Source organism: Pseudomonas sp. C11, assembly GCF_034683865.1.
In the GTDB taxonomy this organism is placed as follows: domain Bacteria; phylum Pseudomonadota; class Gammaproteobacteria; order Pseudomonadales; family Pseudomonadaceae; genus Aquipseudomonas.
On sequence record NZ_JAWIIP010000001.1, the window covers coordinates 318,229 to 340,766 of the forward strand.

A 22,538-nucleotide genomic window follows, 5' to 3' on the forward strand; every position below is an offset into this window, starting at 1 on the left:
GCGTCCTTACTTGACGAGTTTGTTGGCGGCCAGATCCCAGGTGGAGGCAGCAGTGCCTTCCTTGGTGCCATCGTCCTTCTGCGCGGTGAGCTCCCATTTGATCTTGGTGAAGTTCAACGACAGGGTTTCCACCGGCTTGCCGCCGGCACCGCCACTGACGCTGACGTTGGAGAGCACCACGTTGTCGAGGGTGTAGATGATGAAGGGCAGCAGCTTGCCGTCGCCCTCGGCCGCGTTGCGTCCGATGGTGATCTTGGCCGTGGCGATAGGCTTGCCGGCGCAGCAGTATTCGTTGAGCGAAGGGGTAGAGGTGTCGACGAACTTGGTGACGGTGAACTCGCCGATATGCGGTTTGCCGGAGGTGCGCTCCGAGTTGCTGACGTCGTTGGTGACCTGCATCGCCACGTTGTGGCTGTAGGACATCAACTCGATCTTGTCGGTGTAGCCCTCGAGCAGGCTGTCGCCTTTGATGTCGTCGCCGAGGTCGAGAATGATGGCATCCATCGCGGATAACTCCTGGGTCTGAAAACGGTGTTGATCGTGTTAGGGGCGAACCCCCGCCGGTCTGGCCGGCGGGGGCGTCGGGTCAGGCCGCAGCGGGCGGCGGCAGGCTGGCCACCAGGCGAATCGAGGCGGTCAGCTCCTCCAGCTGGAAGTGCGGGCGCAGGAACACCGTGGCGCGGTAGACGCCCGGCTTGCCGGCGACTTCCGAGACGTCCACGCGGGCTTCGCGCAGTGGGTACTGGGCCTTGATCTCCTGGGGCGCGTTGTCGTTGATCAACACGTAGTCCGCGATCCAGTTGTTGAGGTAGGTCTGCACGTTGTCGCGGGTCATGAAGCTGCCCACCTTGTCGCGCATGATCACCTTGAGGTAGTGGGCGAAGCGCGAGGCCGCCAGCACATACGGCAGCATGGCCGAGATGCGCGCGTTGGCGTTGGCTTCGTTGGTGTTGTAGAGCTTGGCCTTGTTGGTGGTCTGGCCGCCGAAGAACACGGCCATGTCGGTGTTCTTCTTGTGGCACAGGGAGATGAAACCGAGGTCGTTCAGTTCCTTCTCACGGCGGTCGGTGATCGCCACTTCGGTCGGGCATTTCAACGACAGGTCGCCGGACAGGGTACGGAAAGTGTGGGCCGGCAGGCCTTCCACCGCGCCACCGCCCTCGGCACCACGGATCGCCGCGCACCAGCCGTACTTGGCGAAGGCGCTGGTGATGCGTGCTGCCAGCATCCAGGCGGCATTGCCCCAGAGGTACTTGGAATGGTCGGTGCCATTGACGTCCTCGAGGTAGTCCATGCCTTCCACCGGTTTGGTGTCCGGGCCGTAGGGCAGGCGCAGGAGGAAGTTCGGCAGCACCAGGGAGACGTAGCGCGAATCCTCGCTCTCGCGGAAGCTGCGCCACTTGATCAGCTCCAGGCTCTCGAAGATCTTGCTCAGGTCACGCGGCACGGCCAGCTCGGTGAAACTGTTCATGTCGAACAACTTGGGATTGGCGGCGGCGATGAAGGGCGCGTGGGCAGCGGCGGCGACGTTGGAGAGTTTCTCCAGCAGGGCCACGTCCTGAGGATGGCGACCGAAGGCGTAGTCGCCTACCAGCAGGCTGAACGGGTGCCCGCCGAAGGTGCCGTATTCCTCTTCGTAGATCTTCTTGAACAGCGCGCTCTGGTCAAATTCGACGGCCTTCTCCAGGTCGTTCTGCAACTCCTTCTGGGTGACGTTGAGCAGGCGCAGTTTCAGACGGCTGCTGGTCTCGGTCTGATCCACCAGCATGTGCAGGCCGCGCCAGGAAGCTTCCAGCTTCTGCAACTCGGGGTGGTGCAGGACTTCGTTGAGCTGGTCGCTGATCAGCTTGTCGATCTGGCTGATGCGGTCGTTGATCATGGCCACGGTATCCTTGTCGATGGCCATGCCTTCGTCGAGAACCTGGGTGGCGAACTCCGCGAGCATGTCGCGGGCGTAGCCCTGCTGGCTCTCATCGTGAGCCATGCGGCCCTCGGCGATGATGCGGTCGAGCAGGGTCAGGGTCTGGGTCGTGCTTTCGCTGGATGCACCGGCTTCAGTTGCCATTGCGTTGTCTCCGGGAATTCGGGGTTCGATCAGGCCTGAGGTTCGGCCGGTGCTTCGTCATCGGCAGCGGCAGCGCCTTCAGCGGCCGGTGCCTCGCCTTCGGGACGCGAAGACTTGATCTCCTGCAGACCTTCGGTGTTGCTCACCACGTCCTGCAGCAGCTTGTCGAGGTCGTCGTTGCCATCGAGCTTGGTGAGCAGGTCGCGCAGGCGCTGGCGGGCCTCGTAGAGACGGCGCAGCGGGGTGATCTGCTTGACGATGTTGACCGGATCGAAGTCGTCGAAATGGCGGAAGCGCAGTTCGACGTTGAGCTTGCTGCCGTCACCGCTGATGGTGTTTTCCACCTGCAGGGTGCTGCGTGGCTCGATGGAGGCGAGTACCTCGTTGAAGTTGTCGCGGTCGATCTCGGTGAAGCGACGTTCGATCAGCTTGGGCAGGGGATTTTCCGGTTTGCCGGAAAGATCGGCGAGGATACCGACCACGAGGGGCAGTTCCTTTTTCTCGATGGCGTTGCCGATTTCGACGTCGTAGGTGATCTGGACACGGGGTGGGCGGATCCGATCCAGCTTGTGTTGCGTACTTTCAGCCATGTTGGTTGAGCTCCGGGGCGGTACCTGGAGCGCACTGCAGCGGATGAATCCCGTGCTCGCACTCCGTTGCTGGACCACAGCGACGACGGGTTGGCTGAACAGCGAGCCCGTCCTTGGCGATCCATCCACATTCGTCATGACGACGAACTTTCATAGACGCTAGATCAGGTCTATAAATTTGCAAATGTGAAATTCAAGGTGAAATGTTCATGACGCAGGGACGTGCGATTTCCTGGCTGTTGGCAGTGCTGATGGGTCTCTCGCTTGCTCTGGGCGGCTGCGCCTTTCGCGGTGAAAGGATCGGGCTAGACAGCCTGGCGCTGGACGTGGCGGAGCGGGCCAATGACGACACGCCGATTGCCGTCGACTTCGTCGCCGTGCACGACCCCGATTTGCTCAAGCTGCTTTCCGAGATTCCGGCCAGGCAATGGTTCGCCGAGCGCGGGCAGTACGAGCGCGACTACCGAAAGCTGTTTTCGGTGTGGCGGCTGGAGCTCGTGCCGGGGCAATTCCGTGATGTCCGTGACTTTCCCTTCGCCGGGGATGAGGCCGCTGGACTTTTGGTATTCGCCGGCTATAACACTCCTGGCGCGCACCGTTTGCGCCTGAACGAATCAGGCCGAGTGTGGCTGCGTTTCGACAGCAGGGAGATGCGCCTGCTGACAGGTCGAGAACGCTAGCCCAGCCTTGCGCGCGTGCATGCATGCCAAACAGCGGATGTCGAAGGGGAGTGGTATGAAGGTTTTGCCGGATGCAGTCTGCTGGCATGAGGGCATGCAACTGTTGCCTCAACATTTTCAATTGCAGGGGCTGCGCGCTGAGGTTGTCGCGGCTCTTTGCGCCAACGCTGCCAATCCCTGGTTCTGGGGCGTGAGCGAGCTGGAAGTCGATCCCGCAGCGCTCAGCACCGGCCTGGTACGTATCCAATCTCTCGAAGCGATCCTGCCCGACGGTTTGCCCGTCAGCGTGCAGCCGGGTGGCGGCAAGGTGCTGGAGCTCGATGTCGGGCCTGCCGTAGCGGCGGCTGCCAACGCATGCGTCACCCTCTACCTCGCCGTAAACCCGCTGGGTCGCAGTGGGCAGGTACTGCCCCTCAACGGACGCCTGCAGTCGCATTTCGGTGACGCCGTACCCGATCTGGCCAGCGGTGAGCATCCCGAGCCGGTTCTGGTCTGGCGACCCAATCTGCGTCTGGTGACGGACAGCGAACGGGCCGATTCGGTTTGCCTGCCGCTGTTGCGTATTGCCAAAGAGGGCGGCGGCTTCGTCAGGCAAGCCTATGTGCCACCGATGTCGCTGATCCTGCCGGAATCGCCACTGGGGCAGATGGTTTCCGCTTTGTGCGCACGTGGTCGGGAGAAGTGCATGTTCCTCGCCGGGCGGCTGCGCCAGGCCGAGCAGGCAGGTAATCGCGACGACGTGCAGGAGCTCCGGCGACAACTGACGGCGCTCTGGGCGCGCCTCCCCGAGCTCGAAGTCGCCTTGAACAGCCGAGTGGCGAGCCCGGCGCAGCTGCATGGGCTGCTGGCCGGCCTCGCGGGCGCCTGGTGTGCGCTCAATCCGCTGAATGGTGTGCCGGCGTTCGCACCGCTGGATTTTCTCGAGCTCAAGCGCGGCTTCGACGAAGTGATCGACTGGCTGCACCGGAATCTGGACAGCATCCGCGTCGGCTACCGCTGCCTGGTGTTCGAGCAGTCCGAACAGGGTTTCGCCATCGATTTGCCGGACAACCAGACGCGTCGCCAGCGTCTGGTCGTCGGGCTGCGCATGCCGGCCGGTACCGGGCAGCAGGCCGCACAGACCTGGCTGGCGCAGGCCGTGATCGCCTCGCGGCAGCATGTCCCCACGCTCGCGCAGCAACGCATGAGCGGCTTGCCGCATCAGCCGATGAGCCGCAACGAGCGCGCGGCCTATGGTGTGGGGGAGGAGACCCACCTTTTCCTGATCCAGGCATCCGGCGACTGGTTCGACCCCGAGCAGCCGCTATGCCTGGCCGTCACCTCCGCGAGAGCGACGGCGAGCCCCTGGCAAGTTCTGCTGTTCACCACCGATACCCCTTGAAATCAGCCTGCCCAAGCCAAGGAAGCCTAGATGTCGGAAAGGAGCGTTGCGCTGTACCCACCCGAGTTCGGAGAAGCACCGCTGAGCCTGGCATTTCGCGAGGCGTGGCTCGAATGGCGGGAAATCTGGGATGGCATGGCCGGGCTCAGCAACACGGGCAACGAACAGGTCGAGCGCATGGCGGAAGCCACGATCCTGGTGGTTCGCCGTTTGTGGCGCGCAGCGTTCGCCAGCGTCGGGGCGTCGTCGTCGAGCCAGGTCAAGGCGATGGTCTACGCGTTCGTGGCGCTGGTCGACGAACGTCTGCTGTTCGATGAATGGCCTGGCCGCACGGCCTGGCAGCCACGCCCGCTGGAAACCCGTCTGTACGGCTCGCGCAATGCCGGTGAGCGTTTGCCCCGCGCCATTCACAAGCTACTCAAGGAGCGCGCGCCGGCCTCGCGTGATCTGGCCAACGTCTATCTGCAATGTCTGGTTCTGGGCTTCTATGGCGGACTGCGCAGTGATCGTGGGCGCGCGCTGCATACGCGCTGGCGCCATGCGCTGTTCACCTTTGCCTGGCAGCGCGAGCCCGCCGCCGCTGGCGTCATGAGCAGCCTCGCCCGGCCCACCCGGGCTGCGGCCTTGCGCCTGCCGCTGCGCCGTGCATTGCCTGATGGTATGCGCCTGGGTTTGGCCATCTGCGGCCTGCTGGTGCTGCTGAGCCTGGCCGGGCACTTGATGTGGCGTGACATTCAGGCGGAACTGACGCCGCTGCTGCATCTGGTCAGCGTGGAAGAAGCCGGGAGCCCAGCAGAATGAGTACCCTGGCAATCATCCTCAGCGTGCTTGGCACGCTCTTGCTGCTGGTGGCATTGGTCGCGCTGTTCTGGTGGTTGCGAACGCAATCGGGCATGGCCATCCGCAGCTTCTATGCCGCCGTGCGCAAGATGGAGCATGAACAGGGGATCGAGTCGCGCTATCAGGTTCCCTGGCTGATGCTGCTCGGCGATCCGCGCGAAGGCAGCCAGCTGTGCCTCGACTGGCAACTCACACCCGCTGGCCGTCCGGCCTGGTTTGGCCGCTGGTGGGCGGACCAGGACGGCGCCGTGCTGGTGGTACCGCAGGGCATTTTCCTGCCCAGCGATGGCAGCAACGCCGCCACCTTCGTCTGGCGCCGCCTGCTAGGCATGCTGCTCAGGTTGCGCGGCCAGCGCCCACTGGATGGCGTGATCTGGAACATCCCCCTCAGCCAGTTGCAGGACGGCGCGCAGAGTACCGCCGACGTCATCGTGCTGCGTCGGCGTTTCGCCGAGTTGCTGCAACGCCTGGGCCTGAGCCTGCCGGTCTATGTCCTGATCACCGGCTTCGAGGAGATGCCGGGTTTTCAGGAGTTGGTCGCGGCTCTGCCCGAGGAGGGACGTGAACGCCTGCTAGGGTGGTCATCGCCCTATGGGTTGGATGCAGGCTGGCAGAGCTACTGGCTCGACGATGCGCTGGAAGCCGTGGTGCAGAACATACAGGCGGCGATCATCGAGGTCGGCGCCCTGAAGGGCGAGTTGGCCGAAGATCTGTATCGTCTGCCGGATTTGCTGCTGGAGTTGAAGGGCAATCTGCGCACCTTGCTGGAGCCGGTCTTCCAGGGCAATACGCAGGGCGAGGCGCCACGGTTTCGCGGCCTTTATCTTGGCGCGGCGCAAGTGCTCGCCGACTCGGCGCAGCTATATCCCGGCGAGTTGCCAGCCACGCAAGGGGTCTTCACGCAAACGCTCTGGCGGCAGCGGCTGGTCGCGGAGCAGGGGCTGGCGCAGGCATTGCCGCGTGTGTTGCGCCTGCGTCAGCGCTGGCAGAAGAGTGCGGGCGGCGTTGCCGTGGTACTTGCGCTGTGCTGGCTGCTGGGCATGTTGTGGGTGTGGCAGGGACGGCAGAACGATGCCCGTGAGCTGAGCCGCCTGTTGCAGGAAACCCATGCCGGGCACGTCAGCCTGCTGGCGCCCGAGCGTCGTCAGGAGCAGGCCAAGCTCAACGTGCAGGCGTTCTGGACGCTGCTGCAGCAAGCGCCGCGCTGGCATTTCTCATCGCTGGTCTATCCCACGTCCTGGGGTACCTCCCTGGATGTACAGATGGATCAGCTGCTGCGTGGCATGGCGCGTCGCGAAGCCCTGGTGCCGTTGCAGCAACTGCAGAACTACCAACTGAGCACATTACTGGCGATCCGTAATGAAAAGCGCAGCCCGGATGTGGAAAGCGCCCAGCCGGATCAATGGCCGACCTATGTCAAGGCACGCACCCTGGCTGAAGGCGTGGTCAGCCTGGAGCGCCACAATCGCCTGCTCAACGATGCGCTGACCGGCCAGGAAGGCGTCATCGAATCACTCGCGCAGTTGAGCAACGATGCCCTTGGACTGAGCCTCGATCCCGCCAGCCTGTCCAGGCGTGCCTTCTATGACCAGGCCCTGCGCAACCTGGCCATGCCAGGCCTGCGCCCCGTGGATCTGGAGCCCAATGGCCGGCAACTTTCAGGGCAATTCCAGGGGTTGATGAAGTTCTGGCTGGCGCAGTATTTCCTGGCCGGCAACTTCGTCACGCCTGCGGGTTATCTCAAGCGACACCTCAGCGATCTGGAGTATGGCCGCGACACCTCACTGAAAAAGCTCGAGGAAATCGATGGTCTGATCGGGCACCTCGAAGACCTGATCGTCCTCACCAACTCCGCCTGGAGTCATGGCAGCGGCGAAGAGCTCGTGCCGGGTTATCGCGACCTGATGAACGACGTCAAGCAGAGCCGTCTGCTCGGCCCAACCGTCGAGGCCTCCGTCACGCTGGAGGCTGACCAGTTGCGCAAGACCTTCCACAGCCAGTGGATCGAGGGCGCCGCCAGCCGTGACAACCTCCTGCAACGCCAGGCTGGAGGGACGTTGGTCTTGCAGGAGCGCATCAGCAAACTGTCGAGAAGTATCGATGACCTGCTCAAGCGCGACTTCGCCGTAAGCGCGATGCGCCATCCGGACGGCATTCCCGACACCCGTGCCCTGGGCAACGTGACCGAGCAGCAGATGGCTCAGGCATTGGTCTACCAGCAGAGCTATCAGAGCTTCGTCACGCAGGAGTTGGCCCAGATCGCGCCCGATTATCGCGCGGGTATGCTCAAGGCTGCCGAACAGGCTGCAGCGCTGGCCATGTGGTCGGAGCTGACCACCTCGGCTGGCACCTACAGCTACGGCTCCACGCAAAGCCGGTTCAATGTTTCCGTCGATCAGGCCATGCAGGTGATCCAGGCACTCAAGTTGCTTGGCCGTGCCGACCTCGCCGGTACCCTGCAATCGCAGCTGACCCTGCGCGCCATGGCGGATGTCGACGCCGTGCTGGCCGATATCGACACCTTGCCGCTGTTCACCACACGCTATCCGATTGCCGAATGGGACGGCCAACCCAACCTGGGGCTCAAACTGTTTCGGGCCAGCGACATCCAGGATCTGAAAACATCGCTGGCGCGGCAGTTCGCCGATATCGGCAGCAGCACTGACAAGGTAATGCCCGAACTGACCTGGCTGAGGGCGCAGAGTGATCTGCCGTTACCGCTGCAGGAGAAGGTCGACAGGCTCGGTTCGATCAGCGATGACATGCAGAAATACAAGGCGCAGAACCCCGCCAGTGCTCCGGCGTTATTCGAGCAACTGGTGAGCCGGGATCTGGTGGAAATGGAAATCGGCAACTGCCGCCAGGTGCTTTCGACCGCCAGCCTGCCGCCAGGCAATGGCGATCTGGCGCGCTACACCCGCGGCATTTCCGAACAGGCGCGGCAGCGTTGCAACGACTTGCAGACACAGGACGCGGCGCAAGCCTGGAGCGCGCTGGCGGACTACTTCAACCAGTACCTGGCCGGGCGCTTTCCGTTCTCCTACAGCCTGGATAGCGGTGATGCCGATCCGGCCCGCGTCAAGCACCTGCTGGAGCTGATCGACACCCATCTCGAAGTGGCCGAAAAGGGCTTGGCGTTGGCGCCGGCGGGTAATCGACTGGCCGCAGAGGACTTCCTGACGCGGATGAAACAGGCCAGGAGCTGGCTCGGGCCGTTGTTCATCCGTGATCAGTCCGGCGCCATCGGTGTCGAACTCGAGGTGCGCTGGCGAACGGATCGTGAAGACGAGCAGGGCGCCGACCAGGTGATCGCCTGGACACTCAATGGTGCCGGCCAGCAGATCGCTCATCCTGGCGAGGCGGGTCAGCGCCTGCGCTGGAATGTCGGCGATCCATTGCAACTGGTGCTGCGCTGGGCGCGCGACAGCAACCAGCGGCCGACGATCGACCCGCTGCAACCGAGCATGGCCGTCAGCGGTCTGGAAGCCGGTTGGGAATACCGTGGCCCGTGGGCGCTGCTGCGCATGATGCGCGTGCACGTCGTGCCGCAGCGTCTGCCGAACATGGATTACACGGACTTCCCCCTGACCCTGCAGGTTCCGGTGCGCGGTGCGCTGGATGCCAACCCCCAGGCGCAGATGTTCATGCGCCTGTCGCTACTCAGCCAGGGCAGCAAGCTGCCCCTGTCGATCCAGCCATTGCCGGTGGTCGCCCCCGCGTCTCCGTTCACTCGTTTTCAGCTTCAGGCCTTGCATGATGGAGCGCCGATGCCATGAGCCGTTTTGCCATCGAAACCTATCTGCAGCCCATTCCGGGTGATGATGTCTGCGGCCCCAGCCTGCGCTACGAGGGCGCCTGGGATCGCCTGCGAGAGCTGCGCCGGGAGGATGATGCGAGCTTGCCGACCGGCGTTTGGCAGAGTGAACTCAAGCGCGGCGACTGGGCGGCGCTGGAGCACCTGGCCGGTGACCTGCTGCGTGACCGCAGCAAGGATCTGATGATCGCCGTGTGGCTCGGCGAGGCCTGGATCAGACGCCACGCGCTGGCTGGGCTGGTGGCGGCCCTGGAGTTGCTGGCCGGCTTGTGCGAGCGCTATCCGGACACCCTGCACCCGCAGCCTGAGGACGATGACCGTTCCTGGCGCGTCTTCCCGTTGGAATGGATGATCCGCCAGTACAACGACGCCGTGCGCACCCATATTCCGCTCTTTGGCCTGGAGGCCAGCGAATTCGGGCATGTCACCCTGCACGACTGGCTGCAGTTGCAGCAGCGTCAGGTGCAGATGAGCGACAGCAAGCAGGACAAGATCGCCGCCGAGGCTGCTCGGCTGGAGTATCGCAAGCTGCATGAAAAGCTCAGGCAAACGCCGGTGGCACACTTCCAGGCTGCCGACGCCGAGCTGCAGGGCGCTCTGGCTGCCCTTGACCGCCTGGATCACTGGAGTGATGACTGGTTGGCCGATCTGGCGCCCAGCTTTGGCCCGTTGCGCCAGACATTGATCAAGCTGCGTGCTCAGCTCGAGGAATTCGTCCCGATAACTGAGCCGCTCCCTTCACCCGAGCCTGAGACCGAAGCCGTGATGGATGAGCCGACTACCGAACCGACTGCTCCCATAGCGCCTGCCGTCGGCGTGCCCAGCAGTCGTGAACAGGCCTACCGACAGTTGGCGCAGATTGCCGATTACCTGGCCAGAACCGAGCCGCACAGCCCCGTGCCCTATGTCATCCGCCGAGCCGTGGAATGGGGTAACCAGCCGCTCGGCGAGCTGCTGGACGAGTTGATCAGCGCCGATGCCGAGTCCCGTCGCCTGTGGAAGCTGCTCGGCGTCCTCAAGTGAGTTTGCTGCTAAAAAGCGAGGAGGGCGTAAGCGTCCCCCCACGGTTGAGCATTAAGTAGGCTACCAGCAAATGAGCCCAATGCAGTGCACACGTAGGGCTCGTTCCAACTAACAAGGCTCAGGCCGTAGTTTTGGGCGGACGCAAAGTGCCGGTTGTGGGTTGAGCGCTACCTTCGGTTGCAACGCCAGTGTGCCGTCGCCCTGCACTTTCAAGGCTGAGGCGGCAGTGCGGCCCAGTTCGCGGTAGGCCCAGAACAAGTAGGTACTAGTGCTGAATCCGGCCCCTGGCGTGGTCAACTGCGGGAAGTACATCAGCTTATCCTTCGGCCGTACGGTTGCTGTGTTGTGGCCGTAGTACGCTGAAATTAAGCAGCTTACCGGATGCTCGGGGGTCTCGCATGCTTCTGCATTGAATGCGCGCCGGACGGCCTGCTGGTTCCAACCCAGCTTGATGAGCCAGATACGGGTTGGCGGCAGCCCGCTCTCCGGTGGCCAGATAGCTTGTCCTGGCACCACGGGATTCAACCACGCAGAAGTGTTGTACCCCCGAGGTCTGCCAGTAGTGCTGCCGATCGCCCCCTCGCATACTGCGTCCAACTGTGAAAGCTCGCCCGAGAAGGTGAGTGTGACATTCTCCTTTTGAAGCATGCTGCGCAGCGTGCACAGATCGGCCATGCGACCTTCAACATCCTCGGCGGCATCTACCACGATCACATCGCGGGCACCGCGACGCATCAGGCTATAGACGCCCAGGTTCTCCGAATGGCCGCCATCACTGAGCCGGAAGCTCTTTGGAGACTCCTGAAACACGTTGTCGACGGTCTCGCCCCATTCGGCCAAGGGGAACAGGAAGTTGCGCGCTGACAACGACTGCGCGTACTTCTCTCCTGCGCCCTGGGCATCGACTGCGGCAGCCGATGCGCGAACTGAAGTGCCAAGGTCGGGAATGACCGCCTCACCATTGCGCAGGTATCCGGTGAGCTCCGAGCCTTGCCCAAAGGCGGTGATCTCGAAGATCCGGCTCTGGTCGGTTCCCATCCCACGGGGAGCGTTGCTGGCATTGAGGATCCACAACGGCAGCTTCCCGTTACCTTTCAAATCGTGCAGTGCGCGCAACTGCTGCCACGTCGCCTTGTCAGGGTCCATGTGCCAACCCGACGTCTGGGGCTTCCCGCCGATGTCGTTGGTGTAGCTGAAGTCTTGGAGGGCACCGGAGCGAGGATTGGGGTTCAGCCCCCAAGCCCGCTCGATACCGTACTGATAGGCCGAGGGCACTACCCCAGTATTGACCAGAGGCGAGATGAGGATTTCGCCGAAACTGGTGAGTGCGAGCTTGATGGTCTCAGGCCACGGCGCATCCTGCCCATCACCGTTGGGTATGGTTTCGGAATAGCGAAAGATGTCGGGCCAGCGCGCCAGGTGTACCTGCCACCGATAGGGGTCTCCGTCCCTGAAATGCCGGCTCCTCAAGCAGGGTGCCATTTTTTTGAAACCATCATTTCCCTGTCCGGCAAGCTCCAGCGCCTTGCGGATCTTGTGTCTGGTGGCAAAGTCCTTGTCGCCGGGCGGTGGCGGATCCTCCCACCAGAGTGGCACGCAATCGTCGAACATGGCCTGGTAGGGGAGACCAGCCTTCTGCATTTCCAGACGTTTGGTGTAGTACCACAGGGCGGTATAGCTACCACCCGACACCGTCGAGATCGCGTCGAGGTGGCCCAGTACGCCGCTATCGTTCAACCCTTGCAGCACACCGTGCGCAAACATGGCGGCGCGGGTACCGCCCCCGGATAGCGCCAGGCCGATAGCGACAGGGGTGCCGCCTTGAGGTTCGGTGGCAAAGTCTTTGGCCAGCGTCCAGGCTGTGGTCTGTGCCAGCGGGCGCAATGGCGTCACCCCCGGAGCCTGGTATTTGCGGCCTTCCTCCCACTGCTCGGGAAGCGAACCGCAACTGGCCAGCACCCCGGCCATCCCCAGCACCACCACTCGCCATGCGAATGCGCCCGTAATCCTTGCCATGGTGTCGGCTCCTTGGTTGTTCTGACGTCATGAGGTCGTTGGCGGAAGTGTAGCAATGGGCCATTTCTCTCGCCGCGGACATTCAAGCGCCAAGTCAGTCCGTCTTGCCTTGCGCAGGAGGGCTAGATAACTGGGAGGAAACCTCTTCACTGCTGCCGCTTTGACTATCATCAGAGCGGCAGGTCGCATGGTGAGTGCGTTGCCTGGTTGAAGGGTGTTGCAGTGAGTATTTCGGCCAAATGAACGGAGGCGGGGATGGCGTATTTTCTGGAATCGCTGGGTGGCAACAAGCAGGTGCTGATCGGTCGGATAGTCAGTATGGATGACGTGGGCACCGTATATGACCATGGAGCACTGTGCATCGAGGATGATCGGATTTCTGCTGTCGTATCCGACCCAGCTCATGTTCCGACCAGCTTCGCCGGCGTGCAGCCGATACAGACGCAGGGTACCCTTTACCCGGGGCTCATCGAGCTGCACAACCATCTGAGCTACAACTTCCTGCCGCTGTGGTCGGTGCCCAAACGCTATGCAAACCGGAACCAGTGGCGAACCCAGGAGCCTGACTACGAAATCGCCATTTCGCTGCCGGCCAAGGTTCTGGGTGGCAATGCAGACCTCAACTACGCGCGAAGTATCGCCCGTTTCGTCGAGTGCCGGTCCCTGTTGGGCGGTACTACCACCGCGCAGGGCCTCAGTGCCAGTGGAGCGGCAGGTAAACAGTACTATCGCGGCCTGACCCGAAACGTCGAGGCCCCCCTAGATCCGGTATTTCCCGCTGCAGGTGGCCAGACGCTGGACTACCAGCCCGGCGAGATAGTGCAGAAATTGATCCCGGCCTTGCAGAAGGATCGACCATTTTTCTACCACCTGAGTGAAGGAACCGATCCCAACGCCAGGCAACGGTTTCTGGATCTGCAGTACATGGCCGATACCTGGGCCATCGACAACGACCTTATCGCCATTCACTGCACAGGGCTGTTTCCAGAGGACTTTCAGCAACTCAAAGCTGCAGCCGGCATGGTGTGGTCGCCATTGTCCAACCTGCTGCTGTACGGTGAAACCGCCAATGTTTCGGCGGCCAAGGCCGCTGGCGTGCCTATTTCCCTTGGCTCCGACTGGTCCCCTAGCGGCAGCAAGAACCTGCTGGGCGAATTGAAGATCGCGAAATTGGTTGGGGAGCACCTGGGGGGGCTCTTCAGTGATGAAGAACTTGTCCGGATGGTGACATCCACGCCGGCCAGGATGTTGGGCTGGCACGGCCAGGTCGGAAGCCTCGAGCGCGGCAGGAAGGCGGATATCCTGATCCTCGACGGGGCCACCCAAGCCCCGTACGAACAACTGGTTATGGCTAGAGAGGACGATGTTCTGGCCGTCGTCATCGACGGCCGGCCACGCCACGGGCGCATGGGTTTTCTCGGCTTCGACGCAGGCTATCAGGAGCGCCTCGTCATCGGTGGCAAGGAGTATGTCCTTGACCTGACTGAGCGAGGCGACGATCCGCTGGCGGGCTTGTCGCTAGCGGCTGCGACAGCGTTGCTCACCGATGGCCTCGCCAAGCTGCCCGAGCTAGCGACCAAGTCGCCAGCGCCGGACACCATGGCCTTCAGCCTGATCGAGGATCAGGCGCTCAGCATTGACTTTGACCTCAATGAGGAAGAAGGCTTCAGGAGCCTGCAGGCGACGATTCGAAAGGCGGCACCGAAGTTGCGGCCATTGTCCATGGCGCCCATCACCGCCGTGGACGATCCGGATTTCCACCGCCTGCTCAAGGCCAATATCAACCTCCCGGATTACGTGAAGAATGCACTCTAGTGCCGTTGTTCCGTGCATCGTGGGGCTATCAACTGAGCGGGTGGGGCATGGGATCGAAGGAGAGATGGTGTGGTTCGGGTTCTTAAAGTAGAGATTCAGAATTTCAGGTCGATACGATCGCTCACCTGGCAACCGTCGCAGGTCTGAACTGCCTGATCGGTCCAGGCGATAGCGGCAAGACGACTTTCGACGTTTCTTGTTTTGGTGCAAGGTGCCGGCAGCTGGGCCTACGTCTTAATCCATGGCTTCGCATAATGTATATTATGTTAAATTATGTATTACACGACAGACGCATAAAAAAGAACCGTGGCTCGATAACCTGTAGATCCAACTGAATCTACCCACGTCAGCTGCTGCCCTAAGGTCTGCTAAAACGTATCGCATCCAAGACCAGGCTGAATGCCGGCGATGGCTGTCGGCGGCTCGGGTAATACAGGTAGTAACCGGGAAATGGCTGGCACCAATCCTCCAACACGCGTACCAACCTGCCTTCCTCGATGTGCGAGCCGAATTCTTCTTCAGGTAGCCAGGCAACACCCAACCCTGCCAACGCGGCATCCACGATATTGGGTGAAGTATTCAAGATGAGCTGTCCATCCACACGGACGTTCAACTGCTTGTCCTTGCGCTGGAAATCCCAGACGTAGAGTCCTCCTCCAGACTGCATGCGCATGTTGATGCAGTTGTGGTCGATCAGGTCTCGAGGCTTCTTGGGTTTTGGGTGCTTCGCAAAGTACGCTGGGGATGCCACCACCGCCATGCGCAACTGTGGGCCGATTGGAATGGCGATCATGTCCTTGTCGATGGTGTCGCCCATGCGCACCCCGGCATCGAAACGATCAGCCACGATGTCGCGAAAGCCGTAGTTGATGTCGAACTCGACCTTGATGTCGGGATATTCCAGCAGCAAGGGCGTGAGCTTGGGCAGCAGCACTGTGCGCTGGATGTGATCTCCACAGGTGATGCGCACCGTGCCGCTTGGCTTATCACGCAGTGCCGACAACTCGTCCAGTTCCGCCTCGATCTCGTCGAAGCGATTGCCAATGGCGTTCAGCAGACGTTCTCCCGCCGCAGTGGGCGAGACGCTACGCGTCGTTCGCGTGAGCAAGCGGATCTGCAGCCTGGCCTCCAAGCCGCTTATTGCCTGACTCAATGCCGACTGCGTTACACCCAGTTGGGCGGCGGCGCGAGTGAAGGTGCCCTCGCGCGCGACGGTAACGAAGGACAGCAGGTCGTTGAGGTTACGTTTGATCATGGCCGAAGTTTCCCATGAATCATTGATTAGTGGAGCTTATATCCTTTTTAAGAATTGATTAGCTAGTAACGGCTAGTCGCATGCCTGAACATTCATTCTGAATAATCAACTTTGTTCTCCTTGGGAGTGGCCACCACCGCCCTCCCCCTCGCCACCCTCATCGCACCGGTGGCTTTTTTCTTCGTTAAATCTCAGAAAACCGGGTTTTGCATGACAGCCAGCACAATCGATACCGTCAACGAAGTCCCCGAGCAGTCGGGCTCCTGGAGTGGAGTCCTGGCCATTTCGGTTTGCGCCTTCGCGCTGGTTGCATCGGAGTTCCTGCCGGTCAGCCTATTGACACCCATCGCTGATGACCTGGGTGTTACCGAGGGCATGGCAGGCCTGGGCATTGCTATCTCGGGTGCCTTTGCCGTACTCACCAGCCTGTTCATTTCGGCGCTTGCCGGCAGCCTGAATCGCAAGACACTGTTGTTGGGACTGACGGCGGCCATGGGTGTATCCGGCGCCATCGTCGCCCTGGCGCCAAACTACGTAACCTACATGCTCGGCCGGGCACTGATAGGCGTGGTCATAGGCGGCTTCTGGTCGATGTCGGCAGCCACGGCGATACGCCTGGTACCAAACCGTGATGTGCCGCGGGCACTGGCACTGGTCAATGGGGGCAACGCACTGGCCACAGTGGTTGCCGCGCCGCTGGGCGCTTGGCTGGGGACTTTTATTGGTTGGCGCGGTGCCTTTCTCTGCCTGGTGCCAATCGCCCTGGTTGCACTGGCCTGGCAATGCAAAGCGCTACCGTCCATGCAGGCCGCCGCGCGCAGTTCCGGTTTGGCCAGTGCGTTCAAAGTATTCACCCTACTCAAGCGCCCCACCGTCATGATCGGCATGCTGGCCAGCAGCCTGTTCTTCATGGGGCAGTTTTCCTTGTTCACCTATGTGCGGCCGTTCCTGGAGACGGTCACCGACGTGCATGGCACCGACATTTCACTCGTGTTACTGGTGATCGGTGCGGCGGGCTTCATCGGCACCCTGCTGATCGGTCGGGTGCTGCAGCGGCGCTTCTTTCAGACGCTGATCGTTATGCCATTGCTGATGGCTTTGATTGCCGTGGCCCTGACAGCCTTCGGTCACTGGATCTCCATTGTTGTCGCCCTGCTGGGTCTGTGGGGGCTGATCGGTACCTCGGCCCCTGTCGGCTGGTGGTCCTGGATTGCCATGGTGTTTCCCAAGGATGCCGAAGCAGGTGGCGGCCTGTTCGTTGCTGTGGTGCAACTCTCCATCGCGCTGGGTTCGACCCTCGGCGGTCTGCTGTTCGACCACAGTGGCTATCAGGCGACCTTCTTCGCCAGTGCGGCCATGCTGTTGTTAGCGGCCTTTCTCGCTTTTCTCACTTCGCGCTCGCCGATGCGGCAAGCGGACTGAGCCAACTGCCACGGCCGGAGGGCCTATGACCACGAGCCTCGTTCTCTCCCGTAGTAGCCACTGTCGAACACAGATTGAAGGTCGCTCCGTACGAGGCGTGCGTGCTCTACGCGTGCTGGGCCTGCTATCCGGCCTGTTCATCCTTGGCGGGAGCGGAGAGACGTTAGCCGCTCCCAGCGCCATCTCCACTCATGCAGCAAGGGCAACTGCTCAATCGGAGGAATCTCGTATGTGGATGACCGTCGGCGAACGTCGCTTCGCCATCACCTTGGCCGACACCGAAGCTGCTCGTGCCTTTGCCGCCATGCTGCCGCTCACGATCGACATGCCCGATCTCAACAGCAACGAGAAGCACGCCAAGCTGCCGAAGGCGTTACCTACGAGCACCATTCGGCCCGGCACGATCCAAAACGGCGACCTCATGCTCTACGGCTCACAAACGTTGGTTGTCTTCTACCTGACATTCGATTCGAGCTACTCGTACACGCGCCTGGGTCGTATCGACGACCCTACAGATTTGGCGCGGGTGCTTGGCAGGGGAACCGCGCGAATCACCTTCTCAAGGGACTAACTTTCCTGCAGCGACACAGTTTGCATTAGTCCCCCAATACCCCATGCGACAGACCGGCAGCCAAGCGTTGACATGCGAAGGCGATAACGAACGGTTCTGCGCATTTGCACCAATCATCAACTACGCGAAGGAAAACACGATGAACGAAGCAACCCTGAATCTGACGAACATCAAACCGCGCAGAACCCTCCGGGACTTTTTCCATGGTTCCCTCCTTGTCGGCCTGGCTGCGGCCTTCGGCGGAGAGATGGCGCAGGCGCAAGCATCCTCGGCAATGGTCGAGATGGACGGTCTGCAACTGACACAAGAATGGGACAAGGTGTTTGCCAAGAGCGAGAAGGTCGATCATCAGAAGGTAACCTTCAAGAACCGGTACGGCGTCACCCTCGCAGGCGACCTGTATCTGCCGAAGAATCGAGGCAACCAACGATTGGCAGCGCTCGTCGTCGGCGGTCCCTTCGGTGCGGTGAAGGAGCAATCCTCGGGCCTTTATGCGCAAACCATGGCCGAGCGCGGCTTCGTCACGTTGGCTTTCGACGGCTCCTATACCGGGGAGAGCGGCGGTGAGCCGCGCAACGTCGCTTCGCCGGATATCAACACCGAAGACTTCATGGCCGCAGTGGATTTCATCGGCCTGCAATCCTACGTTGATCGTGAGCGCATAGGCGTCATTGGCATCTGCGGCTGGGGCGGTATGGCCTTGAACGCCGTAGCGGCCGACAAACGCGTCAAGGCCGTCGTCGCCAGCACCATGTACGACATGACCCGCGTTATGTCCAAGGGTTACAACGACAGCGTGACCGCCGAGCAGCGCGCGCAGACCCTGGAACAACTGAGTCGGCAGCGCTGGACTGATGCGCAGAACGGTAAACCCGCCTACCAACCGGACTACAACAAGCTGAAGGGCGGCGAGCCGCAGTTCCTGGTCGACTATGCCGACTACTACATGACGCCGCGCGGCTACCACCCGCGAGCGGTCAACTCGGGCAATGCCTGGACGATGACTACGCCACTGTCGTTCATGAACATGCCGATCCTGACCTACATCAAAGAGATTTCGCCGCGTCCCATCCTGTTCGTTCACGGTGAGAACGCTCACTCGCGTTACTTCGCCGAAACCGCCTATGCGGCTGCAGAAGAACCCAAGGAACTGGTGATTGTTCCGGGAGCCAACCACGTCGACTTGTACGACCGAATGGACAAGATTCCCTTCGAGAAGATGACAGCCTTCTTCACCGAGCACCTGAAGTCAGACGCAGGCAAATAAGAGCGCAGAAACCATGAATACTCAGCCGTTCATGAACATTATTCGATGAACGAATGCATTCATCTTTAACGTGTTGAGCCACAAGCGGGAGGCTTACGAACAGCTTATGGATATATGACGACGCTCAAATGCGCTATCAGGATCCTCTGCCATCAATCGGCCCCACCCTCTGCCATGTGTTTGACGATCTTGCTGCGCAACCAGCGTTCGGCTGGGTCGTTGTCGGTCACACCGCTCCACACCATCGACAGATCGGAGTTCTGCAGTTCGAATGGCGGATCGTCCGCGCGCAGGCTGGTGCCTTCGATCAAGGCATGGGCTGCAAAGTCCGGTACGGTCGCGAGCATTTCCGTGCCGGCGATGATCGAGCGCAAGCCGCTGAACTGCGGCACGGCCAGCACCACACGCCGTGCGCGATCCAGACGTGCCAGGTCGTTGTCGATGTTGCCGCACAGGTCGCCCGAGAATGACACCAGCGCATGCGGCCGCGAGCAATATTCGTCCAAGGTCAGCGGGCCCGGGCGATCGTCACCGCGCAAGACCTTGACCTTCATCTCGCGCAACTTGCGCCGCTTGGCGTTGGCCGGCAGCTCGGTGGTATAGCTGACACCGACGGAAATCTCGCCCGAGGCCAGCATGGGCGACATGAGCAGGAAATTGACCCGGCGCACGACCACCACCACGTCGGGCGCTTCCTCGCGGATCTGGTTGAGCAATGCGGGAAACAGGCCGAACTCGGCATCGTCCGACAAGCCAATGCGGAAGGTGTCGCGATTGGTCGCCGGGTTGAATTCGCGCGCCCGGCTGACGGCGCCGGAGATGGTGTCCATGGCGGGCTGCAGTTCCTTGAGAATCGCCAGCGCCCGCGCCGTGGGTTCGAAGGTGCGGCCATTACGTACCAGCAATGGGTCGTCGAACAGATCACGCAGGCGTGCCAATGCTGCGCTCACCGCGGGTTGCCCGAGGAACAATTTTTCCGCTGCTCGCGTGAGGTTCTTCTCGAACATCAGGGTTTCGAAGATCACCAGCAGGTTGAGGTCGACGCGGCGTAGATCGTTGCGATTCATCCGGAAATCCTTGGCGTGGGGCACGCACCCGTCGGCACGCGGGGTGGTGCAACCTTATACTGGCGCCCAGTGTGTGCAAGCGGAGCCTTCATGACAACTACCCCACTGCCCTGCCCCGTTGCCGCTCTGGTGCTGGCGGCGGGCTACAGCCGCCGTTTCGGTGGGGACAAACGCAAGGCGCGCTGGGCGCCCGAGCGCTCCCTGCTCGCTGCCAGCCTGGACTTGCCGTGCACCGCGCTGGGCGAAGTCTGGGTGGTGATCCGCCCCGATGAGCGACCTGGCGATCTGGCGCTGCCGGAAGATGTGCAGGTTTTACAGGATGCGCTGACGTTGCATGGCATGGGGCACAGCATCGCCGCCGGCGCGCGCCATCTGCTGCAGTGCTCGGGCGCTGATGCGCTGGCGATCTTTCTGGGTGATATGCCGGCGATCCAGGCATCAACTCTTGAGGCTCTGCTGGCCGAAGCAGCGCCCGGGCGAATCGTGCTGCCGAGCCATGAGGGACGGCCTGGGCACCCGGTGATATTCGGCCGGGACTTCTGGCCGCAACTGACGCAATTATCCGGTGACGCGGGCGCCCGAACGATCCTGCAAGACAACTCAGAAGCTGTCAGGCGCATACAGGTGGATGATCCCGGCGTGCTGCAGGACATCGACCAGCCCGAGGATCTGCCTAACGTGGGCGCCTGAAATATCAGGCGCCCGCTGGGCGTCAGGGCTTGTCCAGCAGATGGAAGCGCGGCAACGCCAGGTGCCAGTGGATCGCGGCCAGGCGTGCGCCCAATACCACCAGCATGGCGGCGGCGGTGTCGAGCCAGTGCGGCGTGCCCAGCTCGCGCAGCACGATGAAGGTCAGCGCGCCGGCGATGCAGGCAGTCGCATAGATCTCCTTCTGGAAGATCAGCGGGATCTCGTTGCACAGCACGTCGCGGATCACTCCGCCGACCACGCCGGTCATGACCCCCATGATCACCGCCGTGCTGGTCGGCGTGTCGTGCTGCAACGCCAGTTCGGTGCCGTACACGGTGAACACCGCGAGGCCGAAGGCGTCGGCGATCAACAATCCCTTCTCGTGGATCGGCCGCGTCATGCGCACCCACGCCACGGTCCCCAGTGCCGCCAGCGAGGCGATGAGGATGTAGGTGTCATCACGAATCCAGCTGACCGGATGGTTGTCCAGAATCAGGTCGCGCAAGGTGCCGCCGCCCAAGGCGGTGACGATGGCCATGACCAGTACGCCGAACAGATCCATAGATTTGCGACCGGCCATCAGCGCCCCGGTGATGGCGAATACCGCTACGCCGAACAGGTCGGCGAAATAGAAAAGCTGCTGCATGTTCAATGATCACCGAACCGCCGTGCGCAGGGTCACGAATTCTTCGGCCGCGCTGGGGTGCACGCCGATGGTTTCGTCGAAGATCTGCTTGGTGGCACCGGCCTTGATGGCGATGGCCAACCCCTGGACGATCTCGCCAGCATCCGGGCCAACCATGTGGCAACCGAGGACGCGATCAGTCTCGGCATCCACCACCAGCTTCATCAGGGTGCGTTCCTGGTTGTCGGTCAGGGTAAGTTTCATCGGCCGGAAGCGGCTCTCGAAGATGCGCACCTTGTGCCCCGCCTCGATCGCCTGCTCTTCGCTCAGGCCCACTGTGCCGATGTTGGGCAGGCTGAACACGGCAGTCGGAATGCTGCGGTAGTCCACCGGGCGATATTCCTCGGGTTTGAACAGGCGGCGCGCCACGGCCATGCCTTCGGCCAGGGCGACCGGCGTCAGCTGTATCCGTCCGATCACGTCACCGATGGCCAGAATCGAGGGCGTGCTGCTCTGGTAGAGGTCATCCACCTCGATGAACCCGCGATCGTCTAGCTTGACCTCAACGTTCTCCAGACCGAGGTTGTCCAGCATCGGCCGGCGCCCGGTGGCATAGAACACGCAATCAGTTTCCAGTGCGCGGCCGTCCTTCAGAGTCGTGATCAGGCTGCCGTCGGCCTGGCGCTCGATGCTTGCGATGTCGGCATTGAATTGCAGATAGACGCCCTTCTTGCCCAACTCGTCGCGCAGGTGTTCACGCACCGCGCCGTCGAAGCCGCGAAGGAACAGGTCGCCGCGATACATCAGCGTCGTCTGAGCGCCCATGCCGTTGAAAATCGACGCGAACTCCACGGCGATATAGCCACCGCCCACGACCAGGATGCGCTTGGGCAGTGCGGGCAGGAAGAATGCCTCGTTCGAACTGATGGCCAGCTCGCGCCCCGGAATGTCGGGAATCTGTGGCCAGCCGCCGGTGGCGATGAGAATGCGCTCGCAGCTATGCCGTTGCCCGTTCACCTCGACGGTATGGGCGTCGACGATGTGCGCATGGCCTTCGAATAGACTGACGCCGCTGTTGGTCAACAGATTGCGATAGATGCCGTTGAGGCGCTGGATCTCGCGGTTCTTGTTGGCGATCAGGGTGGCCCAGTCGAAGCTGGCTTCGCCCAGCGACCAGCCGTAGGCGCCGGCCTGCTCGATGTCTTCGGCGTAGTGCGCCCCGTAAACCAGCAGCTTCTTCGGCACGCAGCCGACGTTGACGCAGGTGCCGCCCAGGTAGCGGCTTTCGGCGACCGCCACGCGCGCACCATAGCCTGCGGCGAAGCGCGCCGCACGGACGCCGCCGGAACCGGCGCCGATCACGAAAAGGTCGAAGTCGTAACTCATTGGGTATCTCCTTGGCAGACGAGGAGCATAC

18 protein-coding genes are annotated in these 22,538 nt (G+C 61.9%); 10 read left to right on the forward strand and 8 right to left on the reverse strand.

All coding sequences use genetic code 11. From position 1 onward, the window contains the following. Positions 1-6: 6 nt before the first annotated feature. The 3 genes from VC352_RS01380 to tssB form a co-directional block, all read right to left on the reverse strand. On the reverse strand, positions 7-504 hold the full coding sequence (locus VC352_RS01380; protein WP_322977789.1) for an Hcp family type VI secretion system effector: 498 nt from the start codon (positions 502-504) through the stop codon (positions 7-9). An 82-nt stretch (positions 505-586) separates the two neighbouring features. Further along, entirely contained in the window at positions 587-2,065 is a 1,479-nt protein-coding gene (tssC, locus tag VC352_RS01385) for a type VI secretion system contractile sheath large subunit (protein ID WP_322977790.1), read from the reverse strand. Positions 2,066-2,094: 29 nt separating this feature from the next. Further along, entirely contained in the window at positions 2,095-2,655 is a 561-nt protein-coding gene (gene tssB / locus VC352_RS01390; protein WP_322977791.1) for a type VI secretion system contractile sheath small subunit, read from the reverse strand. 209 nt (positions 2,656-2,864) lie between these two features. On the opposite strand from tssB, the gene VC352_RS01395 reads away from it, so the two are divergent. Genes VC352_RS01395 through tssA form a run of 5 tightly spaced genes read left to right on the forward strand, consistent with a single transcriptional unit; the run spans position 2,865 to position 10,393 of the window. Beyond that, positions 2,865-3,335 carry a type VI secretion protein gene (locus VC352_RS01395; protein ID WP_322977792.1) on the forward strand — a complete coding sequence of 157 codons (471 nt, stop codon included), beginning with the start codon at positions 2,865-2,867 and terminating at the stop codon, positions 3,333-3,335. Between the two features lie 55 nt (positions 3,336-3,390). Next, positions 3,391-4,716 (forward strand): type VI secretion system baseplate subunit TssK, encoded by a 1,326-nt coding sequence (tssK, locus tag VC352_RS01400; RefSeq protein WP_322977793.1) that lies wholly within the window; start codon positions 3,391-3,393, stop codon positions 4,714-4,716. A 30-nt stretch (positions 4,717-4,746) separates the two neighbouring features. Continuing rightward, positions 4,747-5,517 (forward strand): DotU family type IV/VI secretion system protein, encoded by a 771-nt coding sequence (locus VC352_RS01405; RefSeq protein WP_322977794.1) that lies wholly within the window; start codon positions 4,747-4,749, stop codon positions 5,515-5,517. Then, entirely contained in the window at positions 5,514-9,332 is a 3,819-nt protein-coding gene (locus VC352_RS01410; RefSeq protein ID WP_322977795.1) for a type VI secretion system protein, read from the forward strand. Before VC352_RS01405 ends, VC352_RS01410 begins: the two co-directional genes overlap by 4 nt. Further along, a complete protein-coding gene (gene tssA / locus VC352_RS01415) occupies positions 9,329-10,393 on the forward strand; it encodes a type VI secretion system protein TssA (RefSeq protein ID WP_322977796.1) in 1,065 nt (354 codons plus the stop codon). Before VC352_RS01410 ends, tssA begins: the two co-directional genes overlap by 4 nt. A 108-nt stretch (positions 10,394-10,501) precedes the next feature. On the opposite strand, the gene VC352_RS01420 is transcribed toward tssA, so the two are convergent. Next, complete coding sequence (locus tag VC352_RS01420; protein WP_322977797.1) at positions 10,502-12,409, reverse strand: patatin-like phospholipase family protein; 1,908 nt, start codon at positions 12,407-12,409, stop codon at positions 10,502-10,504. Between the two features lie 255 nt (positions 12,410-12,664). Here VC352_RS01420 and VC352_RS01425 point away from each other — a divergent pair, with 255 nt between their 5' ends. Continuing rightward, positions 12,665-14,224 carry an amidohydrolase family protein gene (locus tag VC352_RS01425; protein WP_322977798.1) on the forward strand — a complete coding sequence of 520 codons (1,560 nt, stop codon included), beginning with the start codon at positions 12,665-12,667 and terminating at the stop codon, positions 14,222-14,224. Between the two features lie 358 nt (positions 14,225-14,582). Here VC352_RS01425 and VC352_RS01430 read toward each other — a convergent pair whose 3' ends face one another. Beyond that, positions 14,583-15,479: a LysR family transcriptional regulator gene (locus VC352_RS01430; RefSeq protein WP_322977799.1), complete on the reverse strand. Its 897-nt coding sequence runs from the start codon at positions 15,477-15,479 to the stop codon at positions 14,583-14,585. 210 nt (positions 15,480-15,689) lie between these two features. Here VC352_RS01430 and VC352_RS01435 point away from each other — a divergent pair, with 210 nt between their 5' ends. The 3 genes from VC352_RS01435 to VC352_RS01445 all read left to right on the forward strand — a co-directional run bounded on the left by VC352_RS01435 (position 15,690) and on the right by VC352_RS01445 (position 18,739). Beyond that, positions 15,690-16,901, forward strand: a complete 1,212-nt coding sequence (locus VC352_RS01435; protein ID WP_322978138.1) for an MFS transporter — start codon at positions 15,690-15,692, stop codon at positions 16,899-16,901. Between the two features lie 229 nt (positions 16,902-17,130). After that, positions 17,131-17,472, forward strand: a complete 342-nt coding sequence (locus VC352_RS01440; RefSeq protein WP_043101789.1) for a cyclophilin-like fold protein — start codon at positions 17,131-17,133, stop codon at positions 17,470-17,472. A gap of 139 nt (positions 17,473-17,611) precedes the next feature. Beyond that, positions 17,612-18,739, forward strand: coding sequence for an alpha/beta hydrolase (locus VC352_RS01445; RefSeq protein WP_416340046.1), 1,128 nt, complete (start codon positions 17,612-17,614; stop codon positions 18,737-18,739). A 152-nt stretch (positions 18,740-18,891) separates the two neighbouring features. On the opposite strand, the gene VC352_RS01450 is transcribed toward VC352_RS01445, so the two are convergent. Beyond that, a complete protein-coding gene (locus VC352_RS01450; protein WP_322977800.1) occupies positions 18,892-19,806 on the reverse strand; it encodes a LysR family transcriptional regulator in 915 nt (304 codons plus the stop codon). A 90-nt stretch (positions 19,807-19,896) separates the two neighbouring features. Between VC352_RS01450 and VC352_RS01455 the strand changes: the two genes are divergently transcribed. Next, positions 19,897-20,496, forward strand: coding sequence for a nucleotidyltransferase family protein (locus VC352_RS01455; protein WP_322977801.1), 600 nt, complete (start codon positions 19,897-19,899; stop codon positions 20,494-20,496). Between the two features lie 22 nt (positions 20,497-20,518). Here VC352_RS01455 and VC352_RS01460 read toward each other — a convergent pair whose 3' ends face one another. Both VC352_RS01460 and gorA read right to left on the reverse strand, forming a co-directional pair. Beyond that, on the reverse strand, positions 20,519-21,142 hold the full coding sequence (locus VC352_RS01460) for a trimeric intracellular cation channel family protein (RefSeq protein ID WP_322977802.1): 624 nt from the start codon (positions 21,140-21,142) through the stop codon (positions 20,519-20,521). A gap of 9 nt (positions 21,143-21,151) precedes the next feature. After that, entirely contained in the window at positions 21,152-22,507 is a 1,356-nt protein-coding gene (gorA, locus tag VC352_RS01465; protein WP_322977803.1) for a glutathione-disulfide reductase, read from the reverse strand. Positions 22,508-22,538: the final 31 nt, after the last annotated feature.

Coding starts and splice junctions, on each gene's coding strand:
- VC352_RS01380 (WP_322977789.1), bottom strand. CDS start 504: ATGGATGCCATCATTCTCGACCTCGGCGACGACATCAAAGGCGACAGC.
- VC352_RS01420 (WP_322977797.1), bottom strand. CDS start 12,409: ATGGCAAGGATTACGGGCGCATTCGCATGGCGAGTGGTGGTGCTGGGG.
- VC352_RS01425 (WP_322977798.1), top strand. CDS start 12,665: ATGGCGTATTTTCTGGAATCGCTGGGTGGCAACAAGCAGGTGCTGATC.
- VC352_RS01405 (WP_322977794.1), top strand. CDS start 4,747: ATGTCGGAAAGGAGCGTTGCGCTGTACCCACCCGAGTTCGGAGAAGCA.
- VC352_RS01445 (WP_416340046.1), top strand. CDS start 17,612: ATGAACGAAGCAACCCTGAATCTGACGAACATCAAACCGCGCAGAACC.
- VC352_RS01450 (WP_322977800.1), bottom strand. CDS start 19,806: ATGAATCGCAACGATCTACGCCGCGTCGACCTCAACCTGCTGGTGATC.
- VC352_RS01440 (WP_043101789.1), top strand. CDS start 17,131: ATGTGGATGACCGTCGGCGAACGTCGCTTCGCCATCACCTTGGCCGAC.
- VC352_RS01435 (WP_322978138.1), top strand. CDS start 15,690: ATGACAGCCAGCACAATCGATACCGTCAACGAAGTCCCCGAGCAGTCG.
- tssB (WP_322977791.1), bottom strand. CDS start 2,655: ATGGCTGAAAGTACGCAACACAAGCTGGATCGGATCCGCCCACCCCGT.
- VC352_RS01430 (WP_322977799.1), bottom strand. CDS start 15,479: ATGATCAAACGTAACCTCAACGACCTGCTGTCCTTCGTTACCGTCGCG.
- tssA (WP_322977796.1), top strand. CDS start 9,329: ATGAGCCGTTTTGCCATCGAAACCTATCTGCAGCCCATTCCGGGTGAT.
- VC352_RS01395 (WP_322977792.1), top strand. CDS start 2,865: ATGACGCAGGGACGTGCGATTTCCTGGCTGTTGGCAGTGCTGATGGGT.
- VC352_RS01460 (WP_322977802.1), bottom strand. CDS start 21,142: ATGCAGCAGCTTTTCTATTTCGCCGACCTGTTCGGCGTAGCGGTATTC.
- tssC (WP_322977790.1), bottom strand. CDS start 2,065: ATGGCAACTGAAGCCGGTGCATCCAGCGAAAGCACGACCCAGACCCTG.
- gorA (WP_322977803.1), bottom strand. CDS start 22,507: ATGAGTTACGACTTCGACCTTTTCGTGATCGGCGCCGGTTCCGGCGGC.
- VC352_RS01410 (WP_322977795.1), top strand. CDS start 5,514: ATGAGTACCCTGGCAATCATCCTCAGCGTGCTTGGCACGCTCTTGCTG.
- VC352_RS01455 (WP_322977801.1), top strand. CDS start 19,897: ATGACAACTACCCCACTGCCCTGCCCCGTTGCCGCTCTGGTGCTGGCG.
- tssK (WP_322977793.1), top strand. CDS start 3,391: ATGAAGGTTTTGCCGGATGCAGTCTGCTGGCATGAGGGCATGCAACTG.